General features: G+C 34.5%; 18 protein-coding genes. 13 read left to right on the top strand and 5 right to left on the bottom strand.

The window, feature by feature from the left end; genetic code table 11:
* Nucleotides 1-102 precede the first annotated feature (102 nt).
* The gene (locus tag DN410_RS04275) at nucleotides 103-1,578 is read left to right on the top strand and encodes an amidase family protein (protein ID WP_149175481.1); all 1,476 of its coding nucleotides are present in this window, start codon (nucleotides 103-105) and stop codon (nucleotides 1,576-1,578) included.
* A gap of 49 nt (nucleotides 1,579-1,627) precedes the next feature.
* Here DN410_RS04275 and DN410_RS04270 read toward each other — a convergent pair whose 3' ends face one another.
* Nucleotides 1,628-2,845 carry an MFS transporter gene (locus tag DN410_RS04270; protein ID WP_149175480.1) on the bottom strand — a complete coding sequence of 406 codons (1,218 nt, stop codon included), beginning with the start codon at nucleotides 2,843-2,845 and terminating at the stop codon, nucleotides 1,628-1,630.
* 272 nt (nucleotides 2,846-3,117) lie between these two features.
* On the opposite strand from DN410_RS04270, the gene DN410_RS04265 reads away from it, so the two are divergent.
* The 8 genes from DN410_RS04265 (at nucleotide 3,118) to DN410_RS04230 (ending at nucleotide 10,599) form a co-directional block, all read left to right on the top strand.
* A complete protein-coding gene (locus DN410_RS04265) occupies nucleotides 3,118-3,546 on the top strand; it encodes an NfeD family protein (RefSeq protein WP_149175479.1) in 429 nt (142 codons plus the stop codon).
* 2 nt (nucleotides 3,547-3,548) lie between these two features.
* Nucleotides 3,549-4,520, top strand: a complete 972-nt coding sequence (locus DN410_RS04260) for an SPFH domain-containing protein (protein WP_149175478.1) — start codon at nucleotides 3,549-3,551, stop codon at nucleotides 4,518-4,520.
* Nucleotides 4,521-4,901: 381 nt separating this feature from the next.
* A complete protein-coding gene (locus tag DN410_RS04255; RefSeq protein ID WP_149175477.1) occupies nucleotides 4,902-5,714 on the top strand; it encodes a hypothetical protein in 813 nt (270 codons plus the stop codon).
* A 174-nt stretch (nucleotides 5,715-5,888) separates the two neighbouring features.
* Entirely contained in the window at nucleotides 5,889-7,043 is a 1,155-nt protein-coding gene (gene spoIIP, locus DN410_RS04250; protein WP_149175476.1) for a stage II sporulation protein P, read from the top strand.
* 92 nt (nucleotides 7,044-7,135) lie between these two features.
* The gene (locus DN410_RS04245) at nucleotides 7,136-7,726 is read left to right on the top strand and encodes a histidine phosphatase family protein (RefSeq protein ID WP_149175475.1); all 591 of its coding nucleotides are present in this window, start codon (nucleotides 7,136-7,138) and stop codon (nucleotides 7,724-7,726) included.
* Nucleotides 7,727-7,732: 6 nt separating this feature from the next.
* Nucleotides 7,733-8,509 carry a Cof-type HAD-IIB family hydrolase gene (locus tag DN410_RS04240; protein ID WP_149175474.1) on the top strand — a complete coding sequence of 259 codons (777 nt, stop codon included), beginning with the start codon at nucleotides 7,733-7,735 and terminating at the stop codon, nucleotides 8,507-8,509.
* 149 nt (nucleotides 8,510-8,658) lie between these two features.
* On the top strand, nucleotides 8,659-9,204 hold the full coding sequence (locus DN410_RS04235; protein ID WP_149175473.1) for a MarR family winged helix-turn-helix transcriptional regulator: 546 nt from the start codon (nucleotides 8,659-8,661) through the stop codon (nucleotides 9,202-9,204).
* 195 nt (nucleotides 9,205-9,399) lie between these two features.
* Complete coding sequence (locus tag DN410_RS04230) at nucleotides 9,400-10,599, top strand: MFS transporter (RefSeq protein ID WP_149175605.1); 1,200 nt, start codon at nucleotides 9,400-9,402, stop codon at nucleotides 10,597-10,599.
* 24 nt (nucleotides 10,600-10,623) lie between these two features.
* Here DN410_RS04230 and DN410_RS04225 read toward each other — a convergent pair whose 3' ends face one another.
* On the bottom strand, nucleotides 10,624-11,085 hold the full coding sequence (locus DN410_RS04225) for a DinB family protein (RefSeq protein ID WP_149175472.1): 462 nt from the start codon (nucleotides 11,083-11,085) through the stop codon (nucleotides 10,624-10,626).
* Between the two features lie 171 nt (nucleotides 11,086-11,256).
* On the opposite strand from DN410_RS04225, the gene alr reads away from it, so the two are divergent.
* On the top strand, nucleotides 11,257-12,432 hold the full coding sequence (gene alr / locus DN410_RS04220; RefSeq protein ID WP_149175604.1) for an alanine racemase: 1,176 nt from the start codon (nucleotides 11,257-11,259) through the stop codon (nucleotides 12,430-12,432).
* A 20-nt stretch (nucleotides 12,433-12,452) separates the two neighbouring features.
* Here alr and DN410_RS04215 read toward each other — a convergent pair whose 3' ends face one another.
* Together DN410_RS04215 and DN410_RS04210 are read right to left on the bottom strand one after the other, a co-directional pair.
* Entirely contained in the window at nucleotides 12,453-13,343 is an 891-nt protein-coding gene (locus DN410_RS04215; RefSeq protein ID WP_149175471.1) for a GNAT family N-acetyltransferase, read from the bottom strand.
* A gap of 23 nt (nucleotides 13,344-13,366) precedes the next feature.
* Complete coding sequence (locus DN410_RS04210) at nucleotides 13,367-14,245, bottom strand: nitrate reductase (RefSeq protein ID WP_149175470.1); 879 nt, start codon at nucleotides 14,243-14,245, stop codon at nucleotides 13,367-13,369.
* Nucleotides 14,246-14,438: 193 nt separating this feature from the next.
* Here DN410_RS04210 and DN410_RS04205 point away from each other — a divergent pair, with 193 nt between their 5' ends.
* A complete protein-coding gene (locus tag DN410_RS04205; protein ID WP_149175469.1) occupies nucleotides 14,439-15,284 on the top strand; it encodes a YitT family protein in 846 nt (281 codons plus the stop codon).
* Nucleotides 15,285-15,386: 102 nt separating this feature from the next.
* Here the strand turns inward: DN410_RS04205 and pdxR are convergent, their stop codons facing one another.
* Nucleotides 15,387-16,787, bottom strand: coding sequence for a MocR-like pyridoxine biosynthesis transcription factor PdxR (gene pdxR, locus DN410_RS04200; protein ID WP_149175468.1), 1,401 nt, complete (start codon nucleotides 16,785-16,787; stop codon nucleotides 15,387-15,389).
* A 131-nt stretch (nucleotides 16,788-16,918) separates the two neighbouring features.
* Here pdxR and DN410_RS04195 point away from each other — a divergent pair, with 131 nt between their 5' ends.
* Together DN410_RS04195 and DN410_RS04190 are read left to right on the top strand one after the other, a co-directional pair.
* Complete coding sequence (locus tag DN410_RS04195) at nucleotides 16,919-17,341, top strand: GNAT family N-acetyltransferase (protein WP_149175467.1); 423 nt, start codon at nucleotides 16,919-16,921, stop codon at nucleotides 17,339-17,341.
* Between the two features lie 120 nt (nucleotides 17,342-17,461).
* Nucleotides 17,462-18,589 (top strand): metallophosphoesterase, encoded by a 1,128-nt coding sequence (locus DN410_RS04190; RefSeq protein WP_149175466.1) that lies wholly within the window; start codon nucleotides 17,462-17,464, stop codon nucleotides 18,587-18,589.
* Nucleotides 18,590-18,594: the final 5 nt, after the last annotated feature.

Below are 18,594 nucleotides of genomic sequence, written 5' to 3'. Positions count from 1 at the left end.
ATTCTTTTAAAGGGATTGTAGTTGTATATGTGAGGAGCGGAGAAAATGAAAAAGTAATAGATACATGTTAGCAATAAAAGGACTTATAGAAGGAGAATGAAAATGGAGATGCAGTTCAATGCACTATTACAAAAAGAATTAACAATTCATGATATACGAGCAGCGATGGAAGCGGGCCAATTAACTTCAAAAGAATTAGTTATGTATTACCTCCATAGAATCGCAAAGTATGATCAAGACGGACCTAAAATCAATTCTATTTTAGAAATCAATCCAGATGCTATCTTTATTGCAGAAGCGTTAGATTATGAAAGAAAGATTAAAGGTATAAGAGGTCCATTACATGGTATACCGGTTTTACTTAAGGACAATATTGAAACAAATGACTCTATGCATACAAGTGCAGGTACGATTGCACTAGAACAAAATATAAGTAGTGAAGATGCATTTCTCGTTACGAAGCTGCGAGAAGCAGGAGCAGTGATAATAGGGAAAACAAATATGACAGAATTAGCAAATGCAATGTCATTTGAAATGTGGGCTGGATATAGTGCAAGAGGTGGACAAACAATAAACCCTTACGGTGCAGGTGAGGATGATATGTTTGTTGGTGGCTCCAGTACAGGATCTGCCATAGCAGTTGCTGCTAACTTTACAGTAGTATCGGTTGGAACAGAAACGGATGGTTCTATTTTGAGTCCAGCTGTTCAAAACTCTGTAGTCGGTATTAAACCGACTGTTGGTCTAATTAGTCGTAGAGGTATTATTCCGTTCACATATTCGCAAGATACAGCAGGTCCATTTGCTAGAACAGTAACAGATGCTGCTATTTTACTAGGGTGTTTAACTGGGGTAGATGAGAAAGATGAAGCTACTCGTAAAAGTGAAGGGATGGCAGAACATGATTATACAAAATATCTTGATGTTAACGGCTTAAATGGAGCAAAGATTGGAGTATATAGCAATGCACCAAAAGATTACTATGAATCTGGTGAATATGATGAAATTTTGTTTAAGGAAACGATTCAAGTATTACGTAATGAGGGAGCGACAGTAGTAGAAAATATTGATATTCCTTCTTTTCATAGAGAATGGAGCTGGGGAGTATCGCTCTATGAATTAAAGCATAGTTTAGATAACTATCTTTCGAAATTACCGTCTACTATTCCGGTACATTCTATTTCAGAGTTAATGAAGTTTAATGAAAACATAGCAGAAAGGGCTTTGAAATATGGACAAACTAAGTTAGAAAGAAGAAAAGATTTTCCTAATACGTTAAGAAATCCAGAATATATAAATGCAAGATTAGAAGATATATACTTTTCTCAAGAACAAGGTATTGACTTTTCACTGAAAAAATATAATCTTGATGCAATTCTATTCCCTTCTTATATAGGCTCCACTATATGTGCGAAAGCAGGTTATCCGTCTATAGCAATACCTGCGGGGTATATGGAGAGCAGGAGACCGTTTGGGATTACGCTTGCAAGTACTGCTTTTCGTGAAGGAACTTTGATTAAACTAGCATACGCTTTTGAACAAGCGACAAAACATAGAAAAATTCCAGGCTTGTCATAAATAGAATATACAAAAAGGACAGGAATTCCTGTCCTTTTTGCTTTATTCATCACAGTGAAATATCTTTCTGCTTTGTCTTATGATATTTTAATAAGCTAAAAGATAAACAAGCAGAACATAAAATAAGAAAAGAAGCGATGATATAAATTGTACGAACACCGAATATATCAGTAATAATGCCAACGCTAAGCATAGAAAGACCAGAAGCTGTCGAAAGAAGCGCACCATGAGCTGTATACATTTTTGATAGTAAAGAAGGAGCGACACTTGATTGTAGAACTGTTGTTTGGGAAATATCTCTAATTTGATAACACGGTCCCATTAGAACACATAGGAATAGGGCAATCAACCCGCTGCTTGTCATACCGTATAAAAATGTAAGAATACTAAACATAAGAGAGCCTATCGCCATAGAGCGTATTAAATTGTTTTGAATGTATGTACTCATTTTCCACGCTAATAGACCGCCAATCAACGTGCCAACATAATAACTTGTATTAATATATCCCCACCATTCTTCTCCTTTATGAAGGACAGTCGTTACATAAGCCATCGTAATAGCACCGATCCATATCGTCCCTGCAAAAGTTTCAATTAAGTCCATACATGTAACAGTACGGAGAGAAGGGTTTTGAAATAAGAGTTTCCAACCTTCCAATAAAGCAGCACCTTTTGAAGAAGAAGGCCCTATTACTTGTTCAGTATGTATGGAACGTAATGAAAAGTGTAATGCAATACATCCGAAAATCATCAAAATATTATTAATCATGAGTGTAGAAGTAATGCCAATGAGAAGAACTACAATACTTGTAAATGAATAAGCGGCCGCTTGTGTAATTTGTGTTGAAAAGGAAAAGATACTATTTACTTTTACCAATTTTCCTTGCGGCGTCAGACGTGGAAGGATGCCGTATAATAATGGAGCACTCCAACCACTACATAATGAAATGAAAAAAATGAAAGTTAATAGGGCTAAAATGTTTGTGGAAAGGACTGGAAATAAAACCGTTAATAACAGTAAAAGAATTGTTTTCATCCATTGCAAAGTAAATAGCAACGAAAAAGACGGAAAACGATTCATGATAAGTGGTGCAGATATGTTAGCGATTAGATTAGTGATAACTTGCAATAATGGAAAAAGAGCAGTAATAGTAGCTGATTTAGTTGATATATAGATATGAGTTGTAATAATCATTACGTATACGATGTCAGCGAGAGTAATGCATATTTTCGATCCTAGATAGTAAACTAGTGAATGATTTTGCAATCAGAATCATCCCTTCTTAAAAAATAATAAAACAGTTAGAATTATTATAATTTGGGATTTGAATTTTTGAAAGAATTTAATTTTTTGTCATTTTTTGAAAGGGATTTTCATGTATAATGAAGAATATATTAATATAGTATTTTATTGATGCTATATTGTAACAGCGAATATGTACAATAGCTTGTTGCAAACGCCCATGTATGAGAAAGGGCGGATAAACCATTCTTTTCTTCATATACATATAAAAAATAGCAAGAAAGTGAGGGTTGCATATGGCTGGTTGGGTAATTTGGTTTATAATAGCTGGTATTTTATTTATAGCAGAAATGTTGTCGATTACGTTTTACATGCTGTGGCTTGGAATTGGAGCTGTTGTCGGAGGTCTTATTGCTTTGTTCGCTCCTGATGCGCTATTTTTACAAGTTGTTGCTGGTGCGATTGTAAGTTTAACATTGACATTCTTTACGAAAAGAATTTCAAAAAACTTTCGAGAAGCAAAAGGTTTTACTGATACAGTAGATATGCTTGTCGGTAAAAAGGGAATTATTATGCAAGCGATTACAAGTGAAGTGAATGGTATTGTGAAAGTAGATGGAGATACTTGGACAGCTATTGCGGATGATCCAATTGATATTGGAGAAAAAGTCGTTGTTATAAAGAGACATAGTACTATATTACAAGTGAAAAAGGAGAGTGAATAAATATGGTAGTAGCATTAACGTTAACGATTATATTCGCACTAATTGTAATTACATTTATCGCATTAACAATTAAAATTATTCCTCAGCAAAAGGTTGGGGTTGTTGAAAGATTTGGTAAGTTTCAACGTATAATGCATCCAGGGTTAAATATTTTAATCCCGATTGTAGATCGTGTTCGTGTATATCATGACTTACGTATTCAACAAACAAATGTACCACCGCAAAAGGTAATTACGAAAGATAACGTTCAAGTAGAAATTGATACAATTATTTTCTATCAAATTGTTGAACCAGAACTTGCGACATATGGTATTTCAAACTATGAATATGGTGTGCGTAACATTACTTCTGCAACGATGCGTCAAATTATTGGTAAAATGGAACTGGATGAAACATTATCTGGTCGTGAAAAAATTTCAACAGAAATTCGCTTAGCGCTTGATGAAGCAACAGAAAAATGGGGCGTACGCATTGAACGTGTTGAAGTTGTCGATATTAATCCGCCAAAAGATGTGCAAGCATCAATGGAAAAACAAATGAAAGCAGAACGTAATAAACGTGCGATTATTTTAGAAGCGGAAGCTGCAAAGCAAGATAAAGTCCTTCGTGCTGAAGGGGAAAAACAAAGTAAAATTTTAATGGCTGAAGGGGATAAAGAAGCACGTATTCGAGAAGCTGAAGGTATTAAAGAAGCAAAAGAATTAGAAGCGCAAGGGGAAGCAAGAGCGATTGAGGAAATTGCAAAAGCAGAACAGAACCGAATTGAATTACTTCGTGAAGCGAATTTAGATGAACGTATACTTGCTTACAAATCATTTGAATCATTAGCTGAAGTTGCGAAAGGGCCAGCAAATAAAATCTTTATTCCGTCTAATGCAATTGAAACACTTGGTACTCTCGGGGCAATTGGTGAAATCTTTAAAGAAAAACAAGCGAAGAAATTACCTTCGAATGATACAGACAAAGAACAATAAGAGTGAGGAAGAGGAATGGGATGCCATTTCTCTTTTTATTTTTGAGCTTGATAACAAATAGTAGTCCCTTTAAGATAACAGATTCTTGTTCCAGGTATTTCTTAATGAATAGAGATGCAATTAGGAGCGAATTGAATGGAGAAATAAATGAGTTGGACATGTTTATTTCTATATGTGTTTCAGAGGAAAAGTTATTTATTATAACTTCTTGAGTTTCAATAAGGTTTATAACGAATTTTAAATTATGAGTGGAGTAAAAAAGTGGTAGGTTTCTATCGCATTTTCATTAGGTTGCACGATTTTAATAAAAAATAAAATTATATATTTATTTTTTGTAATGTATTTCATATGATTTTAAGAGGGGAAAACAGGGGGAATCTTATGTTAGTAATATTAGCAACAATTGTAGCGTGTATTTGGTATTTTTTTGACCTGCCAAGTGCTACAACCGTAGTATTGGTTTCTGGTTTAATTATTGTGCTTTCTACAATTGTAAAAAGAAATGTAAAGAGTGTGTTGTTCTTTTTGGGTACTGTTGTCTTATTCTTTGTTGCTCTATCTAATTCTATTTTTTATGCCGCTTTTGCTTTCTTTGTCGTATTATTTGCAGCAGGAATATTGTTTGATTCTGCGAGCTCTGAAGAATTAGATGATGAAAGAAATAATGGTAGAGGTTTTAACAATGGACGACGAATTAGGGAACCTAAAACAAGAGTTGCTAATGCAAGACATGAGGGTTTTTATGGATATGATGATGAAGTGCAATACGACCGAAATAATTCTAGATTTTCTCATACAAGTGCAAAAAAACAGAGTGGGATGTCAGACGAGGAATATCGAAAGAAACAAGCAGAGGATGATGCATACTTTTATAGAAGACATAGCGGTTATAGACATAAGGTCGATGAAGCTGATGATATTCTAGGACGTAGTCAACGAGACAGAGACTATGAAGATGATAAGTATGAAGTTCGCTGTAACGGTTGTAATGAGCCTGAAAGTCATTGTAAATGCTGCGAAACTTGTGACCAGTATCCATGTCGTTGTTGCCGTCGATGTGACAGTTATCCATGCGAATGCTGTAATGAATGTGGAGAGGCAAATTGTCGCTGTTGTCGAAGGTGTGATTCATATCCATGTGAATGTTGTAATAGCTGCGGTCAACCGGATCGATATTGTAGATGCGATAGATAAGGCAAAACACCATCTTGTGATGGTGTTTTGCCTTATCTTGTTGTGCATAATGTAACAATGAATTTCTTAGTTTTGTAATGCGTTATTTATGTCAGTGACGATGCGGCCGGAAGTTCCATAAAAACTTGTCATTTCTCTTTTAGTACGTATATTACGAAGGGCTTGTACATATCCATGTATAAAGAAGGTGATATAGTGAAAAAGTATGCAACTCGTATACATGGAAAAAAACTAATTTCGTTACTTTTTTTATATGCACTAGTAGTAATTATTATAGCGTCGATTTTGACGTCTCTTTTACATACAATGAAATCAAATTATGCGAATCAGTGGTTTGGAAAAGTATCTATGCAAGGTTTTGTTCAAATGATAGAAAGTGAGAATCGCTATTATGGATTTGATTATTTTAAGCAGAATAAACGGGAGTCAGTTGGGAATGTAATGTTTTCTATTGCGACAGATTTGAAAATTAGAGATTTAAGGACATTTGTCGGTAAAGAAGTGCCAGGTATGTCAAAGTATTACTCTAACATTATTGTAGCTGGAGAAGGGACAAACTTTACAAATATCCCAAATGAATCTAGTGTACCGATTGAAGAAGTAACGAAAGAGAGAGAAGTTGCAAAAGATAAAGTTACAGAAGCGGAAAAGAATAATCCAGTGCAGAAAAAGAACGGAGCGAAAAAAGGGGAAAGTGCAGTATATATTTACCATACACATAGCTGGGAATCCTTTTATCCGTTATTACCAGGGGCTACCGATCCATCGAGTCCAGATGTAAACGTGTCCTTACTAGGGAAACGGATGAAGGAACAACTTGAAGGACAAGGAATTCCAGTTGTTCATGATAAAACGAATATGGGGGATTTATTAGCAAGTAAAAAATGGAAATGGCCGCAATCGTATAAAGCATCTCATGAATATGTAAAAGAAGCATTAGCGCAAAATAATAAAATTGCGTTTCCGATAGATATACACCGTGATGACCAGCGCAAGAAAGTAACTACAAAAGTAATTAACGGGAAATCATATGCAAGATTATATTTTATAATCGGGATGGAAAATGAAGGGCGTGCAGAAAATGAAAAAATTGCAAGAGCAATCAATAGTTATTTAGATGAAAACTATTACGGATTAAGTAGAGGGATTTTTCCGAAGTATAAAAAAGATGGAAATGGCGTTTATAACCAAGATTTATCTAAACACGCGATGTTAATTGAAGTTGGTGGCGTTGATAATACGTTAGATGAATTATATAACACTATTGATGTGTTAACGGAAGCGTTAAGTAAGTATTATTGGAATGATGCAGAGAAGGTAAATGGGTGAGGAACGGGAGACCGTTCCTTTTTTATTATGGAAAGTTAAAAATGTGATATAATGTAATTTTGTGAATATTGAATCAGGGAGTGGGGGAACGAATGCAAATACTATTAATACGACACGGAGAATCCGAAGCGGACATTCTGAATGTACATGAAGGACGAGCTGATTTTGAATTAACAGAAAACGGAAGACAGCAAGTACAAAGACTTGTCCAGAAAGTGAAAAAGGATTTTGCACCGGATTTCATTTGGGCAAGTACATTAAAACGTGCGCGCGAAACTGCTGAAACGTTAGCGGAAGCAATTGGTTGTCCAATTCAATTAGAAGAGGAATTAATGGAGTTTAATAATGGGGTACAAGCAGGTCTATCATTTGAAGAAGCGAAGAAGTATCCTGAGCCAAAGTTTCTTCATGACCGTTTTGAAAATGGAGAATCATTTATTGAGTTTCGAATGAGGATAGAAGGAATCTTTTCTAAAATCGTTACAGAAAATACATATGATCGGATAGCAATCGTTGCACACGGTGGTGTAATAAATAGTCTATTACGAGCATTTTTCCAAATGCCAATTTCAATGGATTATTACTTTAAAATGGGAGATACGGGAATAAGTTTAATTGAAATTGATGGTGAACAAAAAACGGTACATTTCATTAATGATACGAATCATTTAGACGGGATGTAGAGACTTATGTATAAAGTTGTATTTTTCGATGTTGACGGTACGCTTTTAAGTGAGATTGATAGAAGTATGCACGAAAGTACAAAAGAAGCGGTAAAAAGGTTAATAGATAAAGGGATTCATGTAGTTGTTACAACAGGAAGACCATATAGCTTGTGCTTACAATTTAAAGAGCTGGGCATAAATACGTTTATTTCTGCAAATGGTGCACATATAAAGTGTGCGGATGAAGTAATACACAAATCGGTACTTTCAAATGAAATTGTTCATGATATTTCAAACTTCGCTGAATTACATGGCCATAGTATTTCTTACTTTACAGAAGAATTTGCAATGAACGGAATAGCCTCGGATAATGAACGTGTAATTCAAGCGCTTAACGAGACGTTAAATTTAGCAAAGTATCCTGAAAAAAGCAGGGATTTGTCAGAAGAGGTCTATTGTTTATGTCTGTATGGGGATGAAATTGAAGCTCAAAAATTTCTTGAAAGATATCCAATGCTTACGTTTGAGCGTTTTCATAGTTACGTTATAAATGTATTGGAAGATAGTAAAGTATCGAAGCTAACTGCCATTCAAAAAGTATTGGATCACTTAAACATTTGTAAATCAGAAGCTGTTGCTTTTGGAGACGGTAGAAATGATATTGAAATGTTGCAGTATGTAGGATTAGGGATTGCAATGGGCAATGGCGGAGAAGAGTTAAAAACAAAAGCTGATTTCGTTACAAAGAAATCAAGTGAAGGCGGTATTTCTTTTGCCTTAAAGAAGTTTAGTGTGATTTAAAAATAATAGCTAGTCAGTTTGAAAATCCTGTTTGAATTGCAGGATTTTTTTGTCTAACAATATTCTTGCAATAAAAGGAAAAATGTGAGTATAATGAAAAAAGTAGTTAGGTAAGCTAATTAATTAAAAGGAAAGGAGAGTGAAGATGAATGAATTCAAAAAATGATTCTCTTCCTTTAGGGATTGGGCCGTATGCAGAGCTAATAAAAAAGACAGCATCAGCGGATACGGATCCAATCGCAGCAAAACTTGGTTTGTTAATGTTATGGACGTCTGATAATGTTCTTGATGCTGTTGACGTAGATTTAGCTCCGCTTGGTATTTCAGAAAGTAAATTAGATTTTTTACTGTTGTTTATTTTGCGTGAAATGGAATCAAATGGAGAAGAAGTGAACATGAGTCCTTCGGATATTGCGAGTCGCTTAGGGATAACACGTGCTTCTGTCACTGGCTTATTAGATTGGATGGAGAAACGAGAGTTAATCGTAAGATTTCATCATGCTGAAGATCGAAGAAGGTTAAAGGTGAAAATTACTCCGAAAGGAAAAGAATTAGTTACGCAATCTTTACCAACTTTTTGGTTATCTTGCGCTTCGTTAGTTGACGACTTTAATCAGGAAGAGCGTCAAGTTTTAGAGAAGTTATTAAATAAAATGCAAGTAAATATGCAGGTGAAATTAGGAGAAGGTAGGTAAATAAGTTGATTGTGAGGGTCAACTTATTTATTTGGGAATGTAATTAGCTTACCTTATTATATGTTTAGCTAACTTTGTGGGCAATCATATTTTTTACGATGTAATTAAAATAAGTAGCAGTTAAAGAAATACCATTTTGCGTACTTTAGAGGTTTTTTAATTGATAAAAAATCGTAATAAGGGAGAGAAATTATGATGGAAATAGGAAAGGAAATAAATAGTGAAAAGAATTACACAATAATGACAGTTGTATTATGTTGGTCGGGTATGGTAGTCATGTCTAGCTTATATGTAACAATACCTTTACTTGTTCTATTTTCAGACCTTTTTAATGTTTCACTAGCGCAATCCGCAGCTACAGGCAGTATATTTTCTATTGGCTTTGCTATAGGATGTTTGTTATTTGGGGCAATCTCTGATAAATATGGGCGAAAAAAAGTGATCTTCATTGGATTACTTGCTCTGTCGATTATTTCTTTTTTCTTAGGGTTTGTAGGGAGTATATTTTGGCTCGTTATTCTTAGAGGGTTACAGGGAATAGCAGCAGCTACATTTTCTCCAGTGGCATTAGCCTACGTTGTAGAAATGTTTCCAGTAGAAAAAAAGGTTACAACAATAGGATTTGTTAGTACCGGTTTTTTAGTAGCTGGGATTGTAGGTCAGGTAATAAGTACGGTTGTTAGTCAGCATTTTGGATGGCATATGGTATTCTTTCTTCTTAGCATTGTCTATATGATTACTGCTGTATGGGTTCATTATTCTCTTCCGAAAGGAGCAACATCCCAATCCTATACTGATATTTTAGGACCAATTAAACAGATGGGTAAAGTATTTACACATAAAGGTTTAGTATTGAGCTATATGATTGCGTTTGTTTTATTAATGGCTTTTGTTAATATGTATACTGTTTTAGGGAATTATTTGAGCTCTTCTATTTACAATTTAACTGCAGAACAAATCCTTTATTTTCGTTTAGCGGGGCTATTTGGTATGATTCTGTCACCAATCGCGGGTCGTTTAACAAAGAAGTTCGAAGTAAGGAAAGTTCTTCAGGGTGGATTGTTGGTCGCTATTTTTAGTCTAAGTGCAATGGGCTTTGTTTCATACCTACCTTTACTTGTCATAATGAGTGTCTGTTTTGTAATAGGTATTGCTATATCAGTTCCGTCTTTAGTTGCTCTTGTAGGCCAATTAGGAGGGAAAGCAAGAGGAATAGCAGTTTCTATTTATACTTTTATTTTATTTTTAGGTACTAGTATAGGACCCATTATTTCTATTTATCTTTTGAAAATAGGAAGTTATGCTCAAACATTTATTTTATTAGGAATGATACTTTTTATTGGTTTTATAGCTTCTCTATTTATAAATAATGAACATGTATTTGATGATATGTAGATTGGATAATGAATGAGTGGAAAATCACTCAAATAAAGGAATGCAAGGATCTTTCATATGCTCGCATAATAAAATATGAACTTGCCCGCGATGATGATAAAAATGCGAGAGGATTTCAAGTAACCATTCAAATCGGGAATAAGAAACACCCCAATAGGCAGTCATAACTTCCGCTAATTCTTCTTGGGAATAGGAAAGAAATGTTTTAGAGAGAAGGTTGTATCCTTCAAGCATTATTTGTTGCATGTACGCAATTGTTTTTGGTGTATGTTCTAAATAAAAGGTACGTAACTCTTTTTCTGTACTACCATTTAAAATGAGTAAATCTGCATGGCAAATAAGAGAAAGATGTGCACACATTTCAAATAATGATCGCTTCGAGTGAATTGGTTGTATTTTTAATTCGTCTTCTTTATATTGATTCAGCATTTGAATAGAAGTATCAATAGCAAGCTTAAGTTGATATAAAGCAGATTGTACAAACATTGTAATTCTCCTCATCTCCATATATAATAGTTTCTTGAGGGTATTATATCATACTCAAAATTCCGAAAATTCTAGTAGTTTGACTAGCATAGTGAAAAGTATTATATTGTAAAAGGTCATATGAAACGTGAAATAGAATGGAATGCAATTATTGAGTTAGGAGTTAGACCAATGAGTTTGAAATATGGAAGAGATACAATTGTTGAAATCGACGTAAATGCTGTAAAACATAATGTAAAAGAATTTAAAAAACATGTGAATAATGAACAGGTTGCAATGATGGCTGCTGTAAAAGCAAATGGGTATGGCCACGGGGCAGTGGAAGTTGCGAAATCAGCTATTGAAGCTGGGGTAAACCAACTCGCTGTTGCATTTGTAGATGAAGCAATCGAATTAAGAGAAGCTGGAATTACTGTACCAATTTTAATATTGGGTTATACATCAGTTGCAGCTGCTGAATATGCAATTCAATATGATGTTATGATGACTGTCTATAGAATAGAAGATTTGCAAGGCATAAATGAAGTTGCGCAACACCTTCAAAAGAAAGCACATATTCAAATTAAAATTGATACAGGAATGAGTCGTATCGGTTTACAAGAAGAAGAGGTTAAACCATTTTTAGAAGAATTAAACCGTATGGAGTATATAGAGGTAGTAGGCATGTTTACACATTATTCTACGGCAGATGAAATTGATAAATCATATACGAATATGCAAACAAATTTATTTGAAAAAGCTGTCAATACAGCAAAGGAATTAGGGATTCACATCCCATATATTCATAGTTCAAATAGTGCAGGATCAATGGAACTTAGCAACACATTTCAAAATATGGTTCGTGTCGGCATTGGAATCTATGGAATGTATCCTTCAAAAGAAGTGGATCATACTGTTGTATCCTTACAGCCTGTGTTGTCGTTAAAATCAAAAGTGGCGCATGTTAAACATGCGAAGAAAAATCGCGGTGTAAGTTATGGGAATACGTATGTAACAACTGGTGAAGAATGGATTGCGACTGTACCGATTGGGTATGCGGATGGATATAATCGTCAGTTATCTAATAAAGGGCATGCTTTAATTAATGGGGTCAGAGTACCTGTTATTGGCCGCGTTTGTATGGATCAGCTTATGCTTGATGTTACGAAAGCAATGCCAGTACAAGTAGGAGACGAAGTTGTATTCTACGGCAAACAAGGTGAAGAAGAAATTGCGGTAGAAGAAATAGCAGATATGTTAGGTACAATTAACTATGAAGTTACATGTATGTTAGATAGAAGGATTCCACGTGTTTATAAAGAAAATGAAGAAACGACTGCGGTTGTAAATATATTAAGAAAAAACTGAATCATATCGATTCAGTTTTTTTATTTGTTGTAAATGAAAAGTGGGCTATGTAACAAGTTATAGTAATCATGCTTCATTATAATTTCAAAGCCACAATGTGTATAAAGCTTCAAAGCATTATTATTTTTTGTTTCAACATCTAGTATAATCGTTGCAACCCCTTCAGAAAGGAGGCGATGAACTATATTAGTGAGGATATCTTTCCCATAACCTTTTCCTTGATGAAGAGGGTGCACAGCGAATCCTGATAATGTAGTAAAATGCTCTTGGTGAGTAACTGTAATTGTTCCTATCACGTTGTCATTGATAAGAGCGCTATATACTTGATGAGAAGATGAATGCAACATTTTTTGTAACCATATAGCCGTATTTTCTACAGAGTCGCCGAAAGCTTTACTAGAGACATCGATAAGATCAGGAAGTGCTTCTGTAGGTGCGAGTGTAAGTTGTATAGTATTCGCCAGTTTTTTTTGTGTTTTTTTTGATTGGAACTCCATACTATACTCGCTATATAGATAAGGTAATTTCAAGTAATCTGCAAATGATTTCCCTGAAGTGGAGTCGCCATTAATAATAAGAAGGGCTTCATCTATCTCTCTGTTCTGTATTTCTCTCATTGCAGTTTGTAAAAGAGTAGTGCCTATTTGTTGTTTTCTATAGTTCGGATGAACGAATCCTATTAACTCTAGTTTTGTCGGCCTTTCAAAGTCATACATACTTAGTGCACCGATTAATTGAGTATCATCATAAAATAAAAAATCATTTATTTCTTCTTTATTACGAGTAGTTAAAAAGTTTTCATGTAAATCTGACGAGTAATCAATTTGGTCGTGTTGTCCACAAATATAAGCTAAATTTTTCATTTGCTGCATTTCGTTTGCTGTTACAGATTTCTTTTGTTCAATATTCATTTCATAATCCCTCGCAATCGTTATTAAAAATAGGATGGATGACATAACCACTTTTTTAATTCTACATTACCTTGAACAGATAATAATCGATACAAATATCGATAAGGCTGTCTACATTCTTCAAGATGAGGAATGGGCATAATAGTCTCATAGCCTTGCTTAAAAGCATGAGCTTCTTTTTCTGTAAGTACATATTCTAATCCAATAAAATCAAACTCTCGTGGAGCAACTGCGTAAGCTTCAGTATCTACTAAGCCCGTAATAGTTGTGCCATCCGATAAAAACTGAGTAGGATCCATGTCGATTAAAGTGAGCGTCGATTCCTTTGGTGCTGGTAAGGAAGAGAGTTGTGATTCAAAAGTAGGAAATGCATTTTGTATGCTTTTATTTCCGTAATAAAACATATTCACAAGCTCTTTACTCACATTTAAAATGTGTGATTGGAAGCCAGATAGTGTAACTTGGAAGGAGCCTGACACATTTCCTATGTAATCAGCTTTAAATGTATGTATTTCTGCAAGCCCTTTTCCTAGGCTGAATAAAATAGAATCTGGTTGCCCGATAAAAGATTGAACTGTGTTACCTACTAACTTTTCGGCCACAACGAATTCACGACCATTTAAAATATGTTTTTCTAATATTGTTGGGATGGGGAGCTTAGTATGTTCTTGTAGCAATGTATGTACTGTTTCTAAATGATGGACGTTCCTTGGATCAATTCCAAATAGGTTTTTACATCCCCACCAAAAATCATTGTTTGGTTCTTCAGTCATTTTTGAAGAACGAACGATAACTTCTTCAGATGCTGTTTTAACAAGAAACACATCGCTTGCATGGTCTTCATAACCTGGGTGTAAGGTTTGAACAGATAATATAGGTACAGTGAATAGTTGTTTTAGCATGAAGAGTCTCCTTTTTTGTAAATTCTATAAATTAAGTATATAACATGTTGTAAGTAAGAGTTACAGTTTTTCGTTCTACATAAGAATTACCAAAAAGGTGAAAAATGTGTGTATATAAAGCAATTTCTTTGTATTTGCGAAAAAAATTAGTTATGATAATACTAAGAAAATATATAAGTTTTGGGGGTAATGAATGAAAAAAGTATTTGAATACGTATTATTAACAATTGGCTCCATTATTGTAGCGGGTTCATTAGAGCTTATTTTAGCACCTAATGGATTAGTAGATGGCGGGGTAACCGCTATTGCTATTATGGCAAATAAAGTTGCAGGATTACCGCTTTATGGTGTGTTTTTAGGACTTAATATCCCGATTTTATTGTTTACTGCAAAAGTAATGGGGAAGAAGTTCTTTATCCGTACATCTTATGCCAATGTTGTTACAACACTCGGATTGGTTTATTTAAAACCATTCCCGGCAATTACAACTTCTGAACTATTAATCGTACTTTATGGTGGAGTACTGTTTGGAATTGGTGTAGGGATTGTAGTGAAAATGGGCGGAGCAATTGACGGATCAGAAATGTTAGCAGTTTGGATGAACAAACATTTTAAAGTACCGATTAGTACATTTTTACTTGCTGTAAATGCGGTTATTTTCATATTTGTAGCGATTTTATTTTCAATCGAACAAGCGATGTTCTCATTAGCAATTTTCTATATTGTTACGAAGATGATTGATTTCATATTAGATGGTATTAATCAAGGTAAGAGCGTCATGATTATTTCTGGTAAGAATAAAGAGATCGGCGATCTATTAATGAAAGAATTGCAATTATCCGTTACGTATCTACATGGAGAAGGTGGTTTTTTAGGAGAGCATAAGAGAATCATTTATTGTATTACAAACCGTTTCATTTATCCAAAAATGAAAGATCTCGTTCTCTCTGTAGATCCAACCGCAATCATTGAAGCTTCTTATTCAACAGAAACAACGGGTGTTAAACGTCCGGGAAGGGCTTCACGATCAGGTGAATAACTAGAAGAAGGCTGTTTCAAAAATATTTTGGAACAGTCTTCTTTTTGTTTTGTTGAATTGTTAATGTATTACAAGTTAAACGAACTGTTAGCAAATGCCCTTTTAACTAGGAAACCAAGCGTTCTTCAATAATTTAACTACCGTTTCAATTTTGTTTTCCGGAATACTACCAAAACCGAGTAAAATGTAGGATTCCTTACGTAAGTCCGTTACAAAATCATATGGAGAAAGTGGATATAATTTAACACTTTGTTTCTTAGCAGATTCAATAAGTTCTTCTTCATTCATACTGTTATGGACGCATAGAACGATATGAAGTCCGGATTGTTCGCCAAGAATTTGAACGTTAGTACCCATTTCTTTCGTTATGAATTTTACTAATGTATGATGTTTTCTTTTGTATAATGTACGACTCCGATTAATGTGACGTTCCCAATTTCCACTTTGTATAAAGTGAGCGAATGCAAGTTGTTGTATAGTAGAGACTGTTTGTTTAAAAATCCCGTGCAAATCTTTATATGTTTTTAAAAGGTGCGGTGGTAAAACAGCATATCCCATTCGTAAAGAAGGTAAAAAAGACTTTGAAAATGTCCCCATATAAATAACACGTTCATTTGAGTCGAGACTTTGTAGAGACGGAATTGGTTTACCGGTGTAGCGAAACTCCCCATCATAATCATCTTCCATTATGTATCCGTTACAATCATTGGCCCACTTTAACAACGCTAATCTTCTAGACAAAGGCATAATCATTCCGAGTGGAAATTGGTGTGATGGAGTAACGTATGCGACATCAGATTTTGTATTGTATAAGCTAGAAATGTGAATCCCTTTTTCATCTAATGGAATGGGATGAATTTTACGATTGCAACTTTTAACAATTGCATGTACACGGTGAAATCCGGGGTTTTCAATCCCGTATTCTTTTGTAGGACCAAGTAGTTGGAGTAGTAGCCAAAGAAGAGGCTGGGTCCCAGCGCCAATCACAATTTGATCAGGTGAGGCATGTACGCCGCGCGCATGATATAAATATGTTGAAATATGATCTCGAAGAACAAACTCGCCTTGGGGGTCTTCTTTAGCAAATAAAGCATTTTCGTACTTTAGTATTGTTTCTTGTAATGCTCTTTTCCAGTGTGTAATTGGAAAAGCGGTTTGATCAATAAGCCCTTGGCTACAATCATATTCAAATTGTTCATCTATGGAATTGCTCGTTTCCTTTGTTATGTCTAATCTTTTATTTGGAATCACGTCAATATCGACGTTCGCTACAAAAATACCACGTTTCGGTTTGCTTTCTACATAACCTTCAGCTAGTAATTGTTGATAAGCAGATTCAACAGTAATACGACTCACATTAAGTTGTGCTGCTAAATTTCTGTGAGAAGGAAGACGTGTACCGGCAGGTAGTGATCCTTGAGAGATTTCTCGTTTCATATATTCATAAATTTGTAAGTAAATTGGTATTTTGCTTTTTAATTTCAATGGGATAGTAAGGTCCATTATTATCCCCCTCCTTTACAAACTGGCCTTATAAAAAAGAATTAATCTGGCACTTAAGATGAAGGCAGTTACTTTCTATAATAATGATATAACATTTAGAAAATTATATAAATAGTTAGGGGAGAGTTATTATGAACGTTAAAGAAGTCGTAACAGAAGAACAATTAGATGAAGTATTACCTGTTTTACAGCAATTACGAACACAGCTTTCAAAAGAGGAAGCAAGCTTTTTATTTCGAGAAATGAAAGAAGAAAAGTATAAACTATTTTCGCTGCGTAATGAAGAAGATGAAGTTGTTAGCCTTGCTGGTGTAACGATTTGTACGAATTTTTATAACAAAAAACATGTATTTGTATATGATTTAGTAACAGCGGAAGCACATCGTTCAAAAGGATATGGGAATGTATTGCTTTCGTATATAGAGAACTGGGGGAAGGAATACGGATGTGAGTCTATTGCTCTTACATCAGCGTTCCCTAGATTGGACGCCCACCGTTTTTATGAAAGGGAAGGATATGATAAAGTGAGTTATTCTTTTCATAAAAATTTATAAAGGAGTATAAGGTTCTATATGACATAATATATAGAACCTATTTCAATTAGAAAGGTTTATAATTTATTTTGTTGAATTGTTTGTATAAAGTAAGAAAGAGAATGATTGGAGCGCTTATACTTGGAGAAAATAAAGAAACTATCAATCCCTAATGATGTAAGAGTAATCGTAATATCTGATATTCATGGCGAATTATCACTTTTCAAAGAATTACTGCATAAAGTTAACTTTAAAGATGAAGATTATTTAATTATTAATGGAGATCTTTGTGAAAAAGGAAGAGATAGCGTAGGTGTAGTAAACTACGTCATGAATCTTGTGAAGAACAGTCCAAATGTTCACGTTGTTGAAGGGAATTGTGAAGTTTTAGTAGATGCTCTTCTAAATGAAAATCCTGGTCTCATTAATTATTTATGCTCGAGAAAGTATTCGATCTTTAATGAATGGTTAGAGCGATTGCATTTCTCTATTCATGAAGATACATCTATTCGAGAAGTAAGGGAATTACTAATAAGTCAGTTTTCAAAGGAAATACATTGGCTAACAGAGTTGCCAACAACGATTGAAACAGAAGATTATATTTTTGTACATGCAGGGCTAGAAGATAGAGAAGATTGGAAAGAAACAGAGAGGAAAAATGCGATAGCGATGCCGGAGTTTTTCAATAAATCGCATAGTGCACATAAGTATGTAGTAGTTGGGCATTGGCCGGTTGTGAACTATTCAGATAAGGCACCCTCTAACAATCCAGTAATTGATAATGAGAAAAAGATTATTGCAATTGATGGGGGAAATACGATTAAAGAGGCAGGGCAATTAAACGCATTTATCATTCAGAGGACAAATACTGGTGATACGTTTTCTTATACATATGTAGACTGTTTTCCAGAGTATGAAGTAATAGCAGATTTTCAGGCCGATGCAACAATGCAGGGCGGGGTTACCTATCCATATTATTATATTGAGCCTATTGAGAAGAAGGCAGATTACACAATATGCAGGCAAAAGGAAACGAATAAATTACTTTCTGTGAAAGATGAATACATTAAGCAACTGGATTCAGGTGAATACACAGTAAAAACGGATATTTCTTGTGCGCAAGTAAGCGTAAGAAAAGGTGACATTGTTTCTCTCATTGATGGAAGCTGTTCAGGATATGATTTAGTTAAAAGAGATGGAGTAGAAGGCTGGATAGCGAAAGGGATTTTAGTTGAGATAGAAAAAGTGAAAAGGAAAACATTACGCTGAAATAG

It is taken from the genome of Bacillus sp. SH5-2, assembly GCF_008368905.1.
GTDB classification, from domain to species: Bacteria; Bacillota; Bacilli; order Bacillales; family Bacillaceae_G; genus Bacillus_A; species Bacillus_A luti.
This window is presented reverse-complemented; position numbering and strand designations above follow the sequence as displayed.

Excerpts from the sequence above, each read along its gene's own strand:
- DN410_RS04275 (WP_149175481.1), top strand. The coding sequence starts at position 103 with ATGGAGATGCAGTTCAATGCACTATTACAAAAAGAATTAACAATTCAT.
- DN410_RS04235 (WP_149175473.1), top strand. The coding sequence starts at position 8,659 with ATGAATTCAAAAAATGATTCTCTTCCTTTAGGGATTGGGCCGTATGCA.
- DN410_RS04205 (WP_149175469.1), top strand. The coding sequence starts at position 14,439 with ATGAAAAAAGTATTTGAATACGTATTATTAACAATTGGCTCCATTATT.
- DN410_RS04255 (WP_149175477.1), top strand. The coding sequence starts at position 4,902 with ATGTTAGTAATATTAGCAACAATTGTAGCGTGTATTTGGTATTTTTTT.
- DN410_RS04215 (WP_149175471.1), bottom strand. The coding sequence starts at position 13,343 with ATGAATATTGAACAAAAGAAATCTGTAACAGCAAACGAAATGCAGCAA.
- DN410_RS04210 (WP_149175470.1), bottom strand. The coding sequence starts at position 14,245 with ATGCTAAAACAACTATTCACTGTACCTATATTATCTGTTCAAACCTTA.
- DN410_RS04245 (WP_149175475.1), top strand. The coding sequence starts at position 7,136 with ATGCAAATACTATTAATACGACACGGAGAATCCGAAGCGGACATTCTG.
- DN410_RS04195 (WP_149175467.1), top strand. The coding sequence starts at position 16,919 with ATGAACGTTAAAGAAGTCGTAACAGAAGAACAATTAGATGAAGTATTA.
- DN410_RS04225 (WP_149175472.1), bottom strand. The coding sequence starts at position 11,085 with ATGTTTGTACAATCTGCTTTATATCAACTTAAGCTTGCTATTGATACT.
- pdxR (WP_149175468.1), bottom strand. The coding sequence starts at position 16,787 with ATGGACCTTACTATCCCATTGAAATTAAAAAGCAAAATACCAATTTAC.
- DN410_RS04230 (WP_149175605.1), top strand. The coding sequence starts at position 9,400 with ATGGAAATAGGAAAGGAAATAAATAGTGAAAAGAATTACACAATAATG.
- DN410_RS04260 (WP_149175478.1), top strand. The coding sequence starts at position 3,549 with ATGGTAGTAGCATTAACGTTAACGATTATATTCGCACTAATTGTAATT.
- alr (WP_149175604.1), top strand. The coding sequence starts at position 11,257 with ATGAGTTTGAAATATGGAAGAGATACAATTGTTGAAATCGACGTAAAT.
- DN410_RS04240 (WP_149175474.1), top strand. The coding sequence starts at position 7,733 with ATGTATAAAGTTGTATTTTTCGATGTTGACGGTACGCTTTTAAGTGAG.
- DN410_RS04265 (WP_149175479.1), top strand. The coding sequence starts at position 3,118 with ATGGCTGGTTGGGTAATTTGGTTTATAATAGCTGGTATTTTATTTATA.
- spoIIP (WP_149175476.1), top strand. The coding sequence starts at position 5,889 with ATGTATAAAGAAGGTGATATAGTGAAAAAGTATGCAACTCGTATACAT.